Source organism: Bombilactobacillus sp. ESL1202 (assembly GCF_058107125.1).
Genome location: NZ_CM176590.1, coordinates 1,663,168 through 1,678,868 on the forward strand (window position 1 = coordinate 1,663,168; position 15,701 = coordinate 1,678,868).

Annotated in this window: 18 protein-coding genes; 14 read left to right on the forward strand and 4 right to left on the reverse strand. The window is 35.9% G+C overall.

The genetic code is table 11. The features are described from left to right. Positions 1-307 precede the first annotated feature (307 nt). From AC3B7A_RS07445 to AC3B7A_RS07465, 5 genes are all read left to right on the forward strand, one after another. Positions 308-493 (forward strand): hypothetical protein, encoded by a 186-nt coding sequence (locus AC3B7A_RS07445; protein ID WP_489755465.1) that lies wholly within the window; start codon positions 308-310, stop codon positions 491-493. A 136-nt stretch (positions 494-629) separates the two neighbouring features. Then, positions 630-896 carry a phosphocarrier protein HPr gene (locus AC3B7A_RS07450; protein ID WP_489755466.1) on the forward strand — a complete coding sequence of 89 codons (267 nt, stop codon included), beginning with the start codon at positions 630-632 and terminating at the stop codon, positions 894-896. Beyond that, positions 896-2,629 (forward strand): phosphoenolpyruvate--protein phosphotransferase, encoded by a 1,734-nt coding sequence (gene ptsP, locus AC3B7A_RS07455; RefSeq protein ID WP_489755467.1) that lies wholly within the window; start codon positions 896-898, stop codon positions 2,627-2,629. Before AC3B7A_RS07450 ends, ptsP begins: the two co-directional genes overlap by 1 nt. A gap of 238 nt (positions 2,630-2,867) precedes the next feature. Next, positions 2,868-3,290: a CopY/TcrY family copper transport repressor gene (locus AC3B7A_RS07460; protein WP_489755468.1), complete on the forward strand. Its 423-nt coding sequence runs from the start codon at positions 2,868-2,870 to the stop codon at positions 3,288-3,290. Continuing rightward, positions 3,280-5,322, forward strand: coding sequence for a copper-translocating P-type ATPase (locus AC3B7A_RS07465; RefSeq protein WP_489755469.1), 2,043 nt, complete (start codon positions 3,280-3,282; stop codon positions 5,320-5,322). The genes AC3B7A_RS07460 and AC3B7A_RS07465 overlap by 11 nt, the downstream gene beginning before the upstream one ends. On the opposite strand, the gene AC3B7A_RS07470 is transcribed toward AC3B7A_RS07465, so the two are convergent. Beyond that, the gene (locus AC3B7A_RS07470; protein WP_489755470.1) at positions 5,297-5,722 is read right to left on the reverse strand and encodes a hypothetical protein; all 426 of its coding nucleotides are present in this window, start codon (positions 5,720-5,722) and stop codon (positions 5,297-5,299) included. The two genes, AC3B7A_RS07465 and AC3B7A_RS07470, sit on opposite strands and share 26 nt — an antisense overlap. A 28-nt stretch (positions 5,723-5,750) precedes the next feature. Here AC3B7A_RS07470 and AC3B7A_RS07475 point away from each other — a divergent pair, with 28 nt between their 5' ends. The 4 genes from AC3B7A_RS07475 to AC3B7A_RS07490 all read left to right on the forward strand — a co-directional run bounded on the left by AC3B7A_RS07475 (position 5,751) and on the right by AC3B7A_RS07490 (position 8,753). Further along, on the forward strand, positions 5,751-6,488 hold the full coding sequence (locus AC3B7A_RS07475) for an MBL fold metallo-hydrolase (protein ID WP_489755471.1): 738 nt from the start codon (positions 5,751-5,753) through the stop codon (positions 6,486-6,488). Between the two features lie 145 nt (positions 6,489-6,633). Further along, complete coding sequence (gene spxA, locus AC3B7A_RS07480; RefSeq protein ID WP_489755472.1) at positions 6,634-7,035, forward strand: transcriptional regulator SpxA; 402 nt, start codon at positions 6,634-6,636, stop codon at positions 7,033-7,035. 72 nt (positions 7,036-7,107) lie between these two features. Continuing rightward, positions 7,108-7,752 carry an adaptor protein MecA gene (locus AC3B7A_RS07485; protein ID WP_489755473.1) on the forward strand — a complete coding sequence of 215 codons (645 nt, stop codon included), beginning with the start codon at positions 7,108-7,110 and terminating at the stop codon, positions 7,750-7,752. Positions 7,753-7,844: 92 nt separating this feature from the next. Further along, positions 7,845-8,753: a competence protein CoiA gene (locus AC3B7A_RS07490; RefSeq protein WP_489755474.1), complete on the forward strand. Its 909-nt coding sequence runs from the start codon at positions 7,845-7,847 to the stop codon at positions 8,751-8,753. On the opposite strand, the gene AC3B7A_RS07495 is transcribed toward AC3B7A_RS07490, so the two are convergent. Next, entirely contained in the window at positions 8,704-9,324 is a 621-nt protein-coding gene (locus AC3B7A_RS07495; RefSeq protein ID WP_489755475.1) for a DsbA family protein, read from the reverse strand. The genes AC3B7A_RS07490 and AC3B7A_RS07495 overlap by 50 nt on opposite strands. 335 nt (positions 9,325-9,659) lie before the next feature. Here AC3B7A_RS07495 and yjbM point away from each other — a divergent pair, with 335 nt between their 5' ends. The 3 genes from yjbM to AC3B7A_RS07510 are packed head-to-tail and all read left to right on the forward strand — an operon-like array spanning position 9,660 to position 11,996. Beyond that, positions 9,660-10,337: a GTP diphosphokinase gene (gene yjbM, locus AC3B7A_RS07500; protein WP_489755476.1), complete on the forward strand. Its 678-nt coding sequence runs from the start codon at positions 9,660-9,662 to the stop codon at positions 10,335-10,337. Next, positions 10,315-11,115: an NAD kinase gene (locus tag AC3B7A_RS07505; RefSeq protein WP_489755477.1), complete on the forward strand. Its 801-nt coding sequence runs from the start codon at positions 10,315-10,317 to the stop codon at positions 11,113-11,115. Before yjbM ends, AC3B7A_RS07505 begins: the two co-directional genes overlap by 23 nt. Continuing rightward, on the forward strand, positions 11,112-11,996 hold the full coding sequence (locus tag AC3B7A_RS07510) for an RluA family pseudouridine synthase (RefSeq protein ID WP_489755478.1): 885 nt from the start codon (positions 11,112-11,114) through the stop codon (positions 11,994-11,996). The genes AC3B7A_RS07505 and AC3B7A_RS07510 overlap by 4 nt, the downstream gene beginning before the upstream one ends. Before the next feature lie 52 nt (positions 11,997-12,048). Here AC3B7A_RS07510 and AC3B7A_RS07515 read toward each other — a convergent pair whose 3' ends face one another. Both AC3B7A_RS07515 and AC3B7A_RS07520 read right to left on the reverse strand, forming a co-directional pair. Next, positions 12,049-12,876: an undecaprenyl-diphosphate phosphatase gene (locus AC3B7A_RS07515; RefSeq protein ID WP_489755479.1), complete on the reverse strand. Its 828-nt coding sequence runs from the start codon at positions 12,874-12,876 to the stop codon at positions 12,049-12,051. A gap of 18 nt (positions 12,877-12,894) precedes the next feature. Next, positions 12,895-13,914, reverse strand: a complete 1,020-nt coding sequence (locus AC3B7A_RS07520) for a lactonase family protein (RefSeq protein WP_489755480.1) — start codon at positions 13,912-13,914, stop codon at positions 12,895-12,897. A 91-nt stretch (positions 13,915-14,005) separates the two neighbouring features. On the opposite strand from AC3B7A_RS07520, the gene AC3B7A_RS07525 reads away from it, so the two are divergent. Both AC3B7A_RS07525 and AC3B7A_RS07530 read left to right on the forward strand, forming a co-directional pair. Continuing rightward, complete coding sequence (locus AC3B7A_RS07525; RefSeq protein ID WP_489755481.1) at positions 14,006-14,365, forward strand: PTS glucitol/sorbitol transporter subunit IIA; 360 nt, start codon at positions 14,006-14,008, stop codon at positions 14,363-14,365. Between the two features lie 8 nt (positions 14,366-14,373). Beyond that, a complete protein-coding gene (locus tag AC3B7A_RS07530) occupies positions 14,374-15,528 on the forward strand; it encodes an AI-2E family transporter (RefSeq protein ID WP_489755482.1) in 1,155 nt (384 codons plus the stop codon). Positions 15,529-15,701: the final 173 nt, after the last annotated feature.

Here is a 15,701-nt window from a genome sequence, read left to right on the forward strand (position 1 = left end):
TTCCGAACTAAATACTATAGTAGAAATAATTTTTAAGATAACTCTCGGATCAATAATAGATGAAAGTAACGGTTCATTTATTATTTGATGTCCTAATTTGGTCTCAACTGTAATCTGGAGTTATCCTCTTTGGTCATTGAGTACATTAATGGTACAAAGTGAATTATACATTTAGCACTCTCAACATGCAAGTGCTAAAATGAAGAAATTTAAGATTTTCTTCAAAAAAAGCTTGACTTTACATGTCAAACACAGTATATAAGGAATGATTTGTTTATTAAAGTAATTTGCATTGTGAGGCAAGAAAATGGATTTTGAACAACAATTGAACGATTTGGTTGATAAAAAAATAGATCGAATTGAAGTTGATAGTGAGCATTTTATGGAATTTAATCAGGCGTGGTTAAAAATTAACCAACACAATCAAATTGTTGGTACAGCCCATCGTGATGGCAAGATTACCTACCGCTTTTCTGAAAACGAAAATAGCTAGGTGTAAACGCCTTGGTTTTCTTATTTTTATCGGAAAAAACTTGCCTTGTTTTTTGAATAATGGTAATGTAGTTTTGATGTTAAGTTAACCCTTTTCATTCAAAATGAAAATTAGGCTTAAAGAGAGGTTATTAAATATGGAAAAGAAAGATTTTCACGTAATTGCAGAAACAGGAATTCATGCACGTCCTGCTACGATGCTAGTACAAGCTGCTAGCAAATTTAGTTCTGATATCAATTTAGAATATGATGGAAAAACTGTTAATTTGAAGTCAATTATGGGTGTTATGTCACTTGGTGTTGGTCAAGGTGCTGATGTTACAATCACAGCTGATGGCGATGATGCTAGTGAAGCCATTAATGCTATTTCAGAAACCATGACTAAAGAAGGACTTTCAGAATAATGACTAAAACTTTAAAGGGGATTGCTGCCAGTGATGGTTTTGCGCATGCACCAGCTTACTTATTAGTGCAACCTGATCTATCCTTTAAAAAACAAACGATTACTGACGCTCAAGCAGAAGTCGATCGTTTACAAGCAGCAATTAAAAAATCCGACGCTGAATTAACAACGATTCGCGATGTTGCTAAAGAATCTTTGGGTGAAGAAGAAGCTCAAGTTTTTGATGCTCATAAAATGATTTTAGCTGATCCTGAATTTACGGGCGCTGTTGCTCAACAAGTTCAAGCTGATAAAGTTAATGCCGAACAAGCTTTAAGTGATGTTGCTAATAAATTCATCGCGATGTTTGAAGCAATGACTGATAATAAGTATATGCAAGAACGTGCAGCTGATGTGCGTGACGTTTCTAAACGAATTATGAGTCATTTATTAGGGGTTGAATTACCTAACCCAGCATTAATTGATCATGAAGTTATTATTGTTGCTCATGACTTGACTCCTAGTGATACAGCTCAATTGAATAAGAAGTATGTCAAGGCTTTCATTACAGATATTGGCGGTCGGACAGCGCATTCAGCAATTATGGCGCGTTCATTGGAAATTCCTGCCATTGTTGGTACGGATACAATAACTAGTGAAGTTCAGGCCGGTGATGACTTGATTGTTGATGGCGTCCATGGTGATGCGGTCATTAATCCTACTGCAGATGATGTTAAACATTATCAAGATCTAGCTGAACAGTATGCCAATGAAAAGGCTGAATGGGCTAAATTAAAGAGTGCTAAAACAGTGACTGCTGATGGTAAGCACTTTGAAATTGCCGCTAATATTGGTACACCAAAGGATTTAGCGGGTGTTCAAGCTAATGGTGCTGAAGCCATTGGTTTATACCGGACTGAATTTTTGTATATGGATTCCGCTGAATTACCTTCTGAAGATGATCAGTTTGAAGCTTATAAAGAAGTCTTAGAAGGTATGGATGGTAAACCAGTTGTTGTGCGGACAATGGATATTGGTGGCGATAAACACCTACCATATTTGCCATTACCAGAAGAAATGAATCCATTCTTAGGCTATCGGGCAATTCGGATTAGTTTGGATCGGCAGGATATTTTCCGAACCCAATTACGGGCATTATTGCGGGCTTCATCATACGGCAAGTTGCGTATTATGTTCCCCATGATTGCTACACTTCAAGAATTCCGGCAAGCTAAAGGAATTTTAAAAGAGGAAATGGATAAATTAACTTCTGAAAAGATCCCATTTGACGCTAATTTAGAAGTTGGAATTATGATTGAAATTCCAGCCGCTGCTGTTTTAGCAGATCAATTTGCTAAAGAAGTTGATTTCTTCAGTATTGGTACGAACGATTTGATTCAATATACGATGGCTGCTGATCGTGGTAACGAACATGTTTCTTATCTCTATCAACCATATAATCCTTCCATTTTGCGCTTAATCAAACATGTAATTGATTCAGCTCATCAAGAAGGTAAATGGGTTGGTATGTGTGGCGAAGCAGCAGGAGATTCAGTGATGGTACCATTACTATTGGGTATGGGCTTAGATGAATACTCAATGAGTGCTACTTCAATTTTACGAGTTCGTTCGTTAATGAAGCATTTAGATACAACTGAATTAAAAGATTTAGTTGAACAAGCTTTGAATGTCTCCTTAAGTAACGCTGAAAATGAAAAATTAGTTAATGATTTTGTAGCTAATCATCGTAAGTAAAATTAACTTAAAAATTTAAAATTAATAAAAATGTGGTTGGAAGATTTTATATTCCAGTCACATTTTTTGTTTAGATTAATGTTAATTATTTGGCAGAGTGGAGATTGATTGTACAATGAGTGAAATATTTGTTTTTTGAGTAGGGATAGCCTAAACTACAATTGTGATTTTAGTAGTAAGATTTTAATATTGATTTGACACTGTTAAACATAAAAAATTAAAAGGAGATCATAACTGAATGGAAAATATTTCCAACGCTGAATGGGAGGTCATGCGAGTTTTGTGGACTTTAAATACTGCTTCGGCACCAGAGATAATTAATAATTTAAAGCAAACATCATGGCAACCCAATACAATCAAGACTTTATTGACACGTTTAGTTAAAAAACAAATTGTTCGAGTTGATAAATCACAGCGACCCCAAATTTATCATCCTTTAGTTAGTGAAAAGCAAATGATGGATCAAACCGTACAAGATTTATTTAGTCATCTTTGTGCCATGAAACAAGGCAGTACTTTGATTAATTTGATCCAAAAACTGGATTTAAGTCAAGCGGATATTGCCACATTACAGCAAATTTTAACTCAGAAACAATTAACTGCACCAACAACAATTGCTTGTAATTGTTTAAAGGGAGAGGGGTGTCAAAATGTCTCATGATAATTCAAAGCAGGATCATGGTCTGAAAATGGATCATAACATGGAAATGGATTCAGCAATGTCAAAGCATTCCATGCAAATGATGCCTAACGGAACAATGATGCATATGGGAAATTTGAAACATAAATTTTGGTATTCGCTCATTTTAGCGTTGCCAATTTTGTTCTGCTCATCAGCAATGGGAGTTTGGCTACCTTTTCAATTTCAATTTCCTGGTTCCAATTTGATGGTGATGATTTTTGCAACGATCTTATTCTTTTATGGTGGTTGGCCGTTTTTGACGGGAGCATTGAGTGAGCTCAAACAACACCGACCAGCAATGATGACTTTAATTTCTTTGGGAATTATTACTGCTTATGGATATAGTTTGTATGCCTTTGTCCTGAACAATTTTGTTGCCAATCAAGCGCCAGTGATGGACTTCTTTTGGGAATTGGCAACTTTGATTTTAATCATGCTCTTGGGACATTGGATTGAAATGAATTCAGTGATGAATGCGAGTGATTCAGTAGCAGATTTAGCTAAACTTTTACCCAAGCAGGTCACTGTCAAACAGCAACAGCACTGGCAAACGGTGGATATTAATCAAGTGCAAAAAGGTGATCAAGTATTAGTCAAAGCAGGGGCGTCAATTCCAGTCGATGGTCAAGTTATTACTGGTCATAGTCAAGTTAATGAATCTTTAGTGACTGGTGAAGCTCAGTTGATCAGTAAAAAAATTGGTGATCGAGTGATTGGTGGCTCACTGAATACGGATCAGACTTTGGTTATTAAGGTTACACAAACGGCTCAAAGTGGTTTTGTGGCCGGTGTCAGTCAGTTGGTTCAAACCGCCCAGCAGGCTAAATCGCGTTTGCAGACTTTAGCTGATCAGGTTTCCGGATGGTTATTTTATGCGGCACTAATTATTGGTTTATTAGCTTTTATTTTGTGGAGTATTTTAACTAATTTGCAAACGGGATTTTTACGCTTGGTAACCGTTTTAGTAATTGCTTGTCCGCATGCCTTAGGTCTAGCGATTCCATTAGTCAATGCTAAAAGTACAGCTTTGGGATCGCAAAATGGTTTGTTAATTCGGAACCGACAGGTCATTGATATTAGTCCTCAAATTGATTACGTAGTTGTAGATAAAACTGGAACTCTAACAGTTGGTAATTTTGAAGTGCAGGCCGTTAAGTCCTTGGATAAAAAAATTTCAGATGAAGAAATTTTACTGCTGATGGCTAGTTTGGAACAGCAGTCTAATCATCCTATAGCTAAGAGTATTGTTCAATTAGCCCAAAAAAAGAAGCTGTCATTTTTGACAGCTCATCAAGTTCAAACCTTGAGTGGTCGCGGAATTAAGGGCAAAATTAACAACCAAGAGTACCAATTGATTAACTTCAAAACATTACAAGAGCAACACTTGCCCCTTTCAGCAGTAACCCAAACGGGGACAACTAGTTATTTAGTGTCACAAAAACAAGTTCTAGGTTACGTCAGTGTCGGTGACCAGATTAAATCATCTGCATCAGCTTTGATTAAGCAACTAAAACAACAAGGCTTGAAACCTTTGATGTTAACTGGTGATAACAAACTGGTTGCGCAAGCAGTCGCTCAAAAATTAGGCATTACGGAATTTAAGTCTGATTTATTACCAAGGGATAAACGGGATATTATTAAGCAACTACAGGAGCAAGGTCATCAAGTCTTAATGGTTGGTGATGGCATCAATGATGCCCCTAGTTTAGCACAAGCTAATATTGGAGTAGCGATTGGTGCGGGAACCGATATTGCCATTGATGCTGCTGATGTTGTTTTGGTTAAGAGTGATCCCCTTGATATTGTTAAATTTTTGCAGTTAGCTAAAAATACGCATCGTAAAACCATTCAAAACTTATGGTGGGGTGCTGGTTATAATATTGTGGCACTACCCTTAGCCGCCGGCCTTTTAGCACCAATAGGATTAGTTTTAAGTCCCGCAGTGGGCGCAATTTTGATGTCACTATCAACGGTGATTGTGGCCATTAATGCTTCGCTGTTGAACTTTTAAGGTATTTAACAATTGAAGCATTAAGATGTTCAATATCGGTATTTAATAAAGTGGCAATAAATTTTAAAATTTGTGGGTCAGGTGTAATAATTAAAAATTGCAGCTGCTTCTTTTTTTGATATAAAATACTGTTAGTGGGCAATTTATGCACTTGATTGATTAATAAAGCGCCATTGTCCGGACTTAATTGTAATAAAGCTAGGTAAAAAGTGGTGGAAATTTTTAAATTAACTTGTAGTAAAATTGAATGCCAAGTATTCTCCTGGGGCTTGGTAGCCGCTAGTTTTTGAATGATTAAATAATCCTGGGGGTGTTGCACATTATGAGCAAGTGTACTATCCTTGTCCAAATGTGTTTCTAAAAAAGATTTTGTTCCAAATACTAATCTGATTTCTGACATATTAATTCTCCTAACGAGGTGTAAGTTAATGAAAGTAACAGTTTTAGGGTACTATGGCGGTTATCCTTACCGGCAGCAGGCAACGACTGGTTATTTACTACAAGACCAAGGATATAACTTACTCTTGGATTGTGGTAGCGGGGTCTTGAATGCATTACAAAATTATTTAGATCCTTTGCAATTAGATGCCGTTGTTTTAACACACTATCATCACGACCACATTGCGGATGTCGGTGTTTTACAATATTATTGGCAGCTACATGCGGGTCCTAAAAAACATGAAGTGTTACCAATTTATGGTAATACGCAAGATCCTCTTAATTTTGCCAGTTTGAGCTTTGGGTCATTTACACAAGCAAGGGCTTATTCACCCGAGCACCCTTTAGAACTGGGACCCTTTACGCTTAATTTTAAACAAACTATTCATCCAGTACCAACTTTTGCTACTAGAATTTTGGATTCGCAGCAAAAGATTTTGACTTTTACGGCGGACACGGCTTATTTTGCTGATTTAGTTTCTTTTGCTCAACAAGCAAATTTATTAATTACCGATACGAATTTTGGCGCTCACAAAACTGGACAAATTTGGCATATGACTTCAACACAATCGGGACAATTGGCACAAGCAGCACAGGTTAAAAGCTTGTTATTATCACATTTACCACAGACTTATCCTTTAGATTTGCTAGTTGATGAAGCACAACAAGCTGCTGGAAACATTCCGGTTGATCGTGCCCAAACAGGCTGGACGCAAGTAATTGAATAATTTTTTGCTGATTCCAACAAAAAATATTAATGTGTTGGATAATAATTGATTAGACAGGCATAAAACTAGACATTATATTTTATAATATCTATAATTTAATCTGTACTAAGCTAATTGTAATTTTATGTAAAAGGAGAAATTCTATATGGTAACCTTATACACGTCTCCAAGTTGTACATCTTGTCGAAAAGCTAAGAAGTGGTTTCAAGATAATAATATCCCTTATAAAGAGCGTAATATTTTTGCCCAACCACTTTCTAAAGATGAGATTAAGAAAATTCTTCAAATGACTGAAGATGGTACCGAAGAAATAATCTCCAAACGTTCAAAAGCTTATCAATCTTTAAAAATTAATTTAAATGATTTAACAGTTGATGAATTAATTAGTCTAATTGAGAAAACACCTGGTTTGTTACGTCGTCCAATTATGATGGATGAGAAAAGTTTACAAGTTGGTTATAATGAAGATGAAATTCGCCGCTTTTTGCCAAGATCCATTCGGGTAATGGAGTTGCGAGAGCTACAACGGGCACAAGCATTTAATTAAAATTCTTGAAATTAACCTTTTACTTTCTGGTGATGCCTGTTAGAATTAAGTAATAAGTGAGGTGGGTTAGCCGTGGAAGTGGAACATGTTAATGAAAACATGATTCGAGTAACTTTGGAAAGTCGTGACTTGGCAGAACGTGGAGTAACAGTTCTAGATTTACTCGGCAATCGCAAACAAATTGAGACCTTTTTTTATCATATTTTAGAAGAAGTTGATACATCTCATACTTTTGTGCAGGATCAGACAGTCACTTTTCAGGTTATTCCTAATCATAAGGGATTAGATCTTTTAATTACGAAAGTTCCTAACTCGCAACAAGGTGATAATGAAGTTGATCATGATCTGATGCATGCCTTGGACGTGGTTTCTGGACGATCAGAACCGAGTTTAGCCGATGACGAAGACTTAGTAAATGGGGATGATTCCTCAAAAACTTTGATTTTTAGTTTTAAGGACTTTGAAGATTTTGTTAGCCTAAGTAAAGTTTTGCAAATTGATTCATTAGGTAGTAATCTCTATCAATTTCAAAATCAATATTTTTTAGAATTAACTTTATATCCTGACGAATTATATAGCGTGAATGTTGCTGACGTTATTGCTGTGATTAAAGAATATGGTTCGCTGGCCGACATTTCTAAGCCAATGTTATCTGAGTATGGTCATTTGGTAATGGAACAGACGGCTTTGGAACTAGCGCGATATTATTTTGCTTAAATAAAAAAAGATACTATTTTAATCTGTGGTTAAAGTAACCAATTTAAGATTATTTTGGTATCTTTTTTTGTAATTAAAATAAGGTGTTTCCTGTGTTAATAGCTAAAAGTAAAACCGGACAATTGATTTATGCTAGTCAATATCAGGCACCACAGGCGGTTTTTTGTCCTAAATGTAACCGACCAGTTCAACTCATTGCTCGGCGTAATCAACGTCCTTATTTTCGCCATCAAGTGACGCATCGGGGAAATAACGAGACAGCTATCCATCACAAAGGGAAATATTGGTTAGCTAAATTTATGCAACGTCATTTTCAAGTACAAATTGAATATGTTTTAGATCCGCAGCAACGAATTGATGTTTATGCACACCGTGCCAATCAAAAATTAGCTATCGAATATCAATGTTCGCCGATAAGTCGCACGGAATTATTGGTACGTCATCATGAATATTTGCGAAAGGGGCTCCATCCATTATGGATTTTTGGTCCATATCATTATCAACTTAATCAGCAGTTGCGTCATTTACAAAGTATTTTAAGCTTTAATCCGCGTTGGGGATATTATGTTTTCTATAAATTACCACAGGAAAATTTTTTACGTTTGTATTATCAAGTAATGGTCTATCCTAATAGCCGGCAGTTGTTGTGGCGATTAAAAAAAATTGCTTCGTGGCCAGAGTTAATGCAATTTAGGCCCCAATTAGTTTCCTATCAAATGGAAACGGTTAATTGGACGCAATGGTACCAAAGCCACTGTCGCTATCCCGATCAACAATTTATTCAATTACAAAATTGGTGTTATCAACACCGTCAAGATTTAAAAGCTTGGATCAAAAAAACACCGACCCAGGCGGTGTTTCCAATTTATCAATATTTAGGTTGTTATGTGCCGCTAGTGTATCATGCTAAGTTGGCAGCTTTTGCAAAATTCCCCTTAATTTCGCAAACCACTATTTTACTAAGTGCAAGGCAGGACTGGCAACATTGGCTGGAGCTTTAGATGATGGAACTAATGAATTTAAAACGTGCTTTAATTCTAAAGTAGAACCATTTTTTAAGCAGACAGCTTGCGCACTTTTATGTTGTGAATAATCATAAATAACAGTTGTTGGTGTTTCGGTGATTTTTAATTCGGAAGCGATTTTTTGATCTTCAATGCACTGTTCTAAAGTTAAGTCACTTTTGGCATCTTGAGTCATTACTTTCCAATCAAGCTTGATACTAAGCGCTATTTTTTTCATTAATTCTAGATTAAATGGTTGAGATTGTACATTAATTGCATGCTGTAATTTGATTAAAAATTGCCGTCCCTTTCTATTCCCCTGAAAAGTGGCTGCTTTGTAATATAGCGTAGCTTGATAAACATCATCGGTTAACTTATTTCGCAAATTAATATTTCTTAAATTGTAGTTATTGTTTTTGAGATAATTATTCATTGATAAAAAGTTGTTTAAAGCAACAAATTTAAAATGAGCATTAATTTGATAAAGTTTAGCAAAGTCGATGATCATTTGTTCAGTTTTTAAACATCTTTGACCAATCGGATTGACAAAAACGAATACTTCCCACATATATTACTGCCTCCTGAAAAACCCCATAATTTAGAACATATATAAGTTAAGATACCAGATATAATTCTTTTTTCAAATAATAAGCACTTTATTTTCATATGAAAGAGCTTAATTGGTCAAGACCAATTTAAAATTCTACTGATAATGAAGGCCAAATGCAATGGATACGCTCATTTATTGGAAATTTAATGAGCAGTGGTAGTTAGGCTTAAACTTTTATTAGATGATGGTAAAAAATTGCTTTAGTTCAAGTTGATTGCTAATAAATTTACTCGGAAAATAAATTCAAACTTTAAAATTCATTATGTTATAGTTAAACGGGCGAGGTGATTAAAATGGGCGATCAAAATTGGGATACTTTTTTATTGCCATATGAACAAGCAGTTGATGAATTAAAAATCAAATTACGTAGTATGCGCAAAGAATTTATTGATTTAGGGGAACATTCACCCATTGAATATGTAACGGGTAGAGTGAAGACCGTTGCCAGTATTAAAGAAAAAATGCAGCGCCGTTTTATCTCACCAGAATTATTAGAACAAGATATGCAAGATATTGCTGGCTTGCGAATCCAGTGTCAATTTGTTGAAGATATTTATCAAGTAGTTGATATTTTGCATAATCGGACTGATTTAGCAGTTGTTGAAGAACGTGACTATGTGACTAATAGTAAACCAAGTGGGTATCGTTCTTATCATATTGTATTACGTTATCCTGTCCAGTTAGCTAATGGCGTTAAAGATATTCTGGCAGAAATTCAAATTCGAACTTTGGCGATGAATTTTTGGTCAACAATTGAGCATTCTTTAAACTATAAGTATCAAGGCGACTTTCCGGAAGATATTAATTCACGGTTAAAACGCGCAGCTGAGGCTTCATTTATGTTAGATGAAGAAATGTCGAAGATTCGTGAAGAAATTCAGGACGCGCCTAAATACTTTGCTGATCAAAAGTTAAATGATTCTAAACATTTAAAGGAGAACCAGCTACATGAGGGTGTGGATTCAAAATAATTTTAAAGATTTATCAAGACAAGTAGCACAGCAATTAAATGCCCAATTATTAGCAGCAGGAGTGACTATTACACCCAAAAATCCCGATTTAGTAATTACTGTTGGTGGTGATGGAACTTTTTTGAGTACCTTTCATCATTTTAATAAGCAATTAGAAAAAACAAAATTTGTTGGGATTCACACGGGACATTTAGGATTTTATACTGATTGGAAAGATTCTGAAGTTAATCAATTGGTGGAAAATATTTTAAAAGGTCCCACAGAAATTGTGACTTATCCGTTGCTAGACGTGCAAATCTATTATGCTAATGGCGATCAGCACCATTTTCTGGCTTTAAATGAATCCCAATTAAAGCGGGTAACACAGACTATGCGCGCCGACATTTTGATTGATGGTCAGTTGTTTGAACGTTTTCGTGGTGACGGGATTACGGTTTCCACGCCAACGGGTTCGACGGCTTATGCCAAGTCAATTGGGGGGGCAATTATTAATCCCAACTTAGAAGTGATGCAATTCAATGAAGTAGCGCCCATTAATAATCGGGTTTACCGTACGGTTAATGCCCCGTTAATTTTACCTAAGGGTCAAATAATTACCGTTATTCCGCAAATTGAAGCTGATTATGTGTTGACCGTTGATAATTTAGCGTACGATAAAAGTTTAATTGTGAAAACCGAATATCGCATTGCAAATGAAAAAATTCAAATTGCCTCTTATCGGAATAAAAATTTCTGGCAGCGGGTTCGTAGTGCCTTTTTAATTGATGGTAATGTATGAATTATCGGTGGATTAAACAACAAGAAAATCAACAGAATTTACGGCAATTTTTGCAACAACAAGGTTTTTCGAAAACACAATTAAAGCAAATTCAATATCATCAGGGCAAAGTTTACGTTAATCATAAACGCCGTTATTGGAATTTTCCAATTCGGCGTGGCGATGAAATTATTGTAACCTTACCTAAAGAGCAGGGTTCAGATCAAATTAAAGCGCAGTTAGGCGCAGTACAAGTCTTATATGAAGATGACAATTATTTGTTGGTCAATAAACCAGCAGGCATCGCTTCATTACCAGCTAAGGGTCTAACTAGTGCTACGATGGCTAATGTGGTAAAAGGCTATTTACAACAAACGAAGCAATCAAACGATGTTATCCATTTGGTATCCCGCTTGGATCGTGATACTTCAGGTGTTTTAACTTTTGCGAAAAATGCTTACGCACATCATTTAATTGATCAACAATTTCGAACGCAAACAATTGTTAAAGAATATCAAGCCTTAGTTCAGGGCAATTTGGCGAAAAAACAAGGAACCATTAATTTGCCGATTGGGATTGATCCAACGAATCATAATTTACGTTGTGTCGACCAGAAAAATGGCAAAGTAGCACAAACTAAATATCAAGTCGTTGTTCGTAAAGATGATTTTACACAGGTTAAAGTGCACTTAATTACGGGGCGCACTCATCAAATTCGAGTACACTTTGCGGCTTTAGGACATCCATTATTAGGTGATGTGGCTTATGGGGGGCAAAACAAATTGATTGCCCGCCAAGCATTACATTGCTCAAAATTGAGTTTCTTTGATCCGATTCAACAACAACAATTAACGGTTTTAGCTCCTTTACCAGCTGATATGCAAAGCTTAATTGGATACTAAAAAAGATTTCTGCTCGGTGAAAGCGGAAATCTTTTTTTACATAAATTAGATATTATTTTAAGAAGCCAAAATAGCCGATAACTACTAAGGCTAGTACAATGCGGTACCAACCAAAAGCCTTAAAATCATTTTTCTTAATATAATCCAGTAAGAACTTAATTGATAAATAGGCCACAATAAAAGAAACAACGGTGCCAACTAATAACACGCTAGTTTGCATTAAGGTGAAAGTATTGCCATGTAAGAAATACTTAACTAGCTTCAAACCGCTAGCGCCAACCATCGTAGGAATAGCCAAGAAAAAAGAAAATTCGGTGGCAACAAAGCGTGAGGTGCCAATTAAAATCGCACCTAAAATGGTTGCACCAGAACGGGAAGTACCAGGAACTAATGACAAAACTTGAAATACACCGATGGCTAAGGCAATTGAATACGGTAAAGTATTTAAGTTTGTTAAGCGCGGTTGGCGTTTTTGGTTCCAGTTTTCAATAAGAATGAACAAAATACCGTAAATTAGTAAAGTTGCTGAAATTACCTGCCAGTTATTAAAATGAGCATCCATATAATCATTAAGTGGCAGACCAATAATGACGGATGGCAAACAAGCTAAGATAACTTTCAACCATAGGATCCAAGTCGCGCGTTTTTCGGAGCTAGTTTTTTTAGGAGCAAAAGGATTTAACTTATGAAAGTAAATCACGACCACCGCTAAAATCGCTCCTAATTGAATGACGACCATAAACATGTTGATAAAAGCAGTTGATTCTTTCAATTTAACGAATTCATTCGCTAAATATAAATGTCCCGTGGAACTAATGGGCAAAAACTCAGTAATTCCTTCAACAATTCCTAAGATGACGGCTTTGATAAGATTTAACATCAATTTCCTCGCTATAATTTAGTAAAATTTGATACAAGTGCCTTCTGGGACTTGACAATCATTGTTGTTAAAAGTTAATTGTCCCGAATCTAAGTTGCGATTGAAAATCGTTACATCATTAGATTTTTGATGGGGAACTAGGATAAAGCGCCCAGTGGGATCCATACAAAAATCGCGGGGAAAATCACCTTGGGTTTTGATGGTCTGTAAGTGTTCTAATTTGTGACCGTCAGCACTAATACGAAAAGAGACAATGGAATTATGACCACGATTAGAGGTATAAAGATATTGACCATCTGCACTAATGCGAATAGCAGCAGCAGTATTTTCGCCCAGATAGTCTTTGGGGATTAAATGGTAGGAGTTTAGAAGATTAAATTGTCCCTTTGCATAATGCAAAACTAAAACATCCGAGCTTAATTCACAAATACAGTAAGCTAAATCAGGGTGTTGGGGATTGAAGACGAGATGGCGCGGAGCACTGCCAGCAGGGGCTTGAAAAGTACTGTGCAATTGCGCATGGCCAAGGTCATCTAAATTAAAGACGGTAATTTGGTCAGTACCGTAATCACAAACAACTAATTGATCATCTGGTGTTAAATGAGCCATATGTGGATGTGAAGCTTCTTGTTCCGGACGGACACTCTGGCCTTGTAGTTGAATTTTGTCCGTAATGGTTAAAGTTTTATCAGGATTGATTTTATGAATGGTAACAATCCCCGTATGAAAATTAGCCGAAAAAACTAATTGTTTTTGTTCAGCAACTTCCACATACGCTGGGGAGTTTTGCAGTTGTAAAGCACTGCCTAAATATTGAAAGTTGGTACTAATGTCATAAGCAGCAATTCCGCCTTGATCACCATCTTGAACAATAGAATATAAAATATTATTATTAGAAATTGTAAAGTACGTGGGGCCTTGTAATTTGACGGCTAATTTAGCAGGTGAAAGTTGGGCTAATTGGCTGTCAAATTCCAATTGGTAAATCCCCTGGCTGGTTTGTTTAGTATAACCACCGATTAATAATTTTTCTTGCATGAAGAAAACCTCCTTGAACAACATTTTATAACAACTTGGCTGAAAATGCTGGTAGTATTATAGTAATTATTTAAAAAGTGAGTGTAAAAATATGAAAATAACAGCAGAAATTACAGAAATTGGAGCAGCGGCCTTAACCAAGGCTGCGGACTTTTGGGTCTTATTTGATCAAAGTGCCACGGCAGATTTGAAAAATGTTGCTATTATTCAACAATTTGTTCCCGAACAACAACAGCATTTACAATTAAAAGTGGGGGCACAAATTTTGATTGATCAACAAAGCTTTACCATTACGGCCTTGGGGCAACAAGTTAACGAGCAATTACAAGCTATTGGTCATGCAGTGGTGTATTTTCAGAAAGCTCCAGCACAAGTTCCAATTAATAGTATTTATTTGACCGGAGAGGCTCCCCAAGTTAAAGTAGGCTCACAAATAACCTATGAACAATGAGGAATAATATGAAAAAGAAAACATGGTTTACAAAGTGGTTTTTAAACAATAAATTTACAGTGGTACTTTTAAATATCTTATTATTATTTTTGATTATTGCGGTCTTTGCTAAAATTAGTTATGTGTTTCAGCCACTTTGGCAGATTTTAGGAATTATTTGTCCCCCACTAATTGTGGCAATGATTCTGTATTATCTAATTAAACCATTGATCAACTTTTTGCAACACCACATTCATTTAGGCAAAATTTGGGCCATTACCGTCGTTTTTTTAGTCGTGATTTTAATCTTAGCGTGGGCGATTTTGACATTAATTCCGATTGTTCAAAGTCAGGCTAATTCGTTAATTAAAAACTTGCCGGCATATTGGCACTTAATTCAAAAAGCGATTAATGACCTGGTTCAAGAACCTCATTTACAGAATTTACATTTACAGGATAATTTATCTTGGAGCAAGATTTCGGACTCCTTTATGAACAGCTTGGGAGGGACTTTTGATACAGCCTGGAATAATTTTACTTCCGCCATTAGTATTGTCACAAATATTGTCATGATTGTCTTAACGGCACCGTTTGTCTTATTTTTCTTATTAAAAGACGATCAAAAGATTAAGCCCGCTATTTTAAAATTTGTTCCTAATCGGCTAAAACCCGCTACTTCGCAGACTCTAAGTGAAATCAACCTAGCTTTAAGCTCTTATATTCGGGGGCAATTAACGGTGGCGTTTTGGGTAGCGGTGATGTTTTGCATTGGTTATTTAATTGCTGGTGTGCCTTACGGAGTTTTACTAGGAATTTTTGCAGGTGTTTGCAACTTGATTCCGTATGTAGGTTCAGCAATTGGACTATTACCAGCAGTGATCCTAGCATTATTATCCGGGCACCGCATGATTTTTAGTGTAATAATTATTTTTATCATTGAACAAACAATTGAGACACGCATTGTTTCACCGTTAGTTGTGGGTAATAAAATGAAGATGCATCCAGTAACCACGATTTTTGTCTTATTGATTTCTGGCGGCATGTTTGGCTTATTAGGAGTCATTGGCGGCATCCCCATGTATGCTATTTTTAAAATTTTATTTACTAAAATCTTTATGTGGTTTAAAGCCAATTCTAATTGGTATCAAGAAGAACCATTATTGGAAGATGAACAAGCAGATTGATCTGGGGATAAAATGAAAGTTCATATTTGATCAAAATTAAATGAACTTTGGTATTTAATCCTGTTAGTGCTCAACTTTTTAGCGTTTTTTGTCACAGCTTAAAAATTGCGTTCACAAAGTCAGAAATTTGCGTTTAACTACGCCAAGAGTCTTAAATTAAAGTACAAACTTAA

What these genes read in the sequence shown, in the direction of transcription:
- AC3B7A_RS07445 (WP_489755465.1), top strand. Translation starts at nt 308, where the DNA reads ATGGATTTTGAACAACAATTGAACGATTTGGTTGATAAAAAAATAGAT.
- AC3B7A_RS07450 (WP_489755466.1), top strand. Translation starts at nt 630, where the DNA reads ATGGAAAAGAAAGATTTTCACGTAATTGCAGAAACAGGAATTCATGCA.
- ptsP (WP_489755467.1), top strand. Translation starts at nt 896, where the DNA reads ATGACTAAAACTTTAAAGGGGATTGCTGCCAGTGATGGTTTTGCGCAT.
- AC3B7A_RS07460 (WP_489755468.1), top strand. Translation starts at nt 2,868, where the DNA reads ATGGAAAATATTTCCAACGCTGAATGGGAGGTCATGCGAGTTTTGTGG.
- AC3B7A_RS07465 (WP_489755469.1), top strand. Translation starts at nt 3,280, where the DNA reads ATGTCTCATGATAATTCAAAGCAGGATCATGGTCTGAAAATGGATCAT.
- AC3B7A_RS07470 (WP_489755470.1), bottom strand. Translation starts at nt 5,722, where the DNA reads ATGTCAGAAATCAGATTAGTATTTGGAACAAAATCTTTTTTAGAAACA.
- AC3B7A_RS07475 (WP_489755471.1), top strand. Translation starts at nt 5,751, where the DNA reads ATGAAAGTAACAGTTTTAGGGTACTATGGCGGTTATCCTTACCGGCAG.
- spxA (WP_489755472.1), top strand. Translation starts at nt 6,634, where the DNA reads ATGGTAACCTTATACACGTCTCCAAGTTGTACATCTTGTCGAAAAGCT.
- AC3B7A_RS07495 (WP_489755475.1), bottom strand. Translation starts at nt 9,324, where the DNA reads ATGTGGGAAGTATTCGTTTTTGTCAATCCGATTGGTCAAAGATGTTTA.
- yjbM (WP_489755476.1), top strand. Translation starts at nt 9,660, where the DNA reads ATGGGCGATCAAAATTGGGATACTTTTTTATTGCCATATGAACAAGCA.
- AC3B7A_RS07505 (WP_489755477.1), top strand. Translation starts at nt 10,315, where the DNA reads ATGAGGGTGTGGATTCAAAATAATTTTAAAGATTTATCAAGACAAGTA.
- AC3B7A_RS07510 (WP_489755478.1), top strand. Translation starts at nt 11,112, where the DNA reads ATGAATTATCGGTGGATTAAACAACAAGAAAATCAACAGAATTTACGG.
- AC3B7A_RS07515 (WP_489755479.1), bottom strand. Translation starts at nt 12,876, where the DNA reads ATGTTAAATCTTATCAAAGCCGTCATCTTAGGAATTGTTGAAGGAATT.
- AC3B7A_RS07520 (WP_489755480.1), bottom strand. Translation starts at nt 13,914, where the DNA reads ATGCAAGAAAAATTATTAATCGGTGGTTATACTAAACAAACCAGCCAG.
- AC3B7A_RS07525 (WP_489755481.1), top strand. Translation starts at nt 14,006, where the DNA reads ATGAAAATAACAGCAGAAATTACAGAAATTGGAGCAGCGGCCTTAACC.
- AC3B7A_RS07530 (WP_489755482.1), top strand. Translation starts at nt 14,374, where the DNA reads ATGAAAAAGAAAACATGGTTTACAAAGTGGTTTTTAAACAATAAATTT.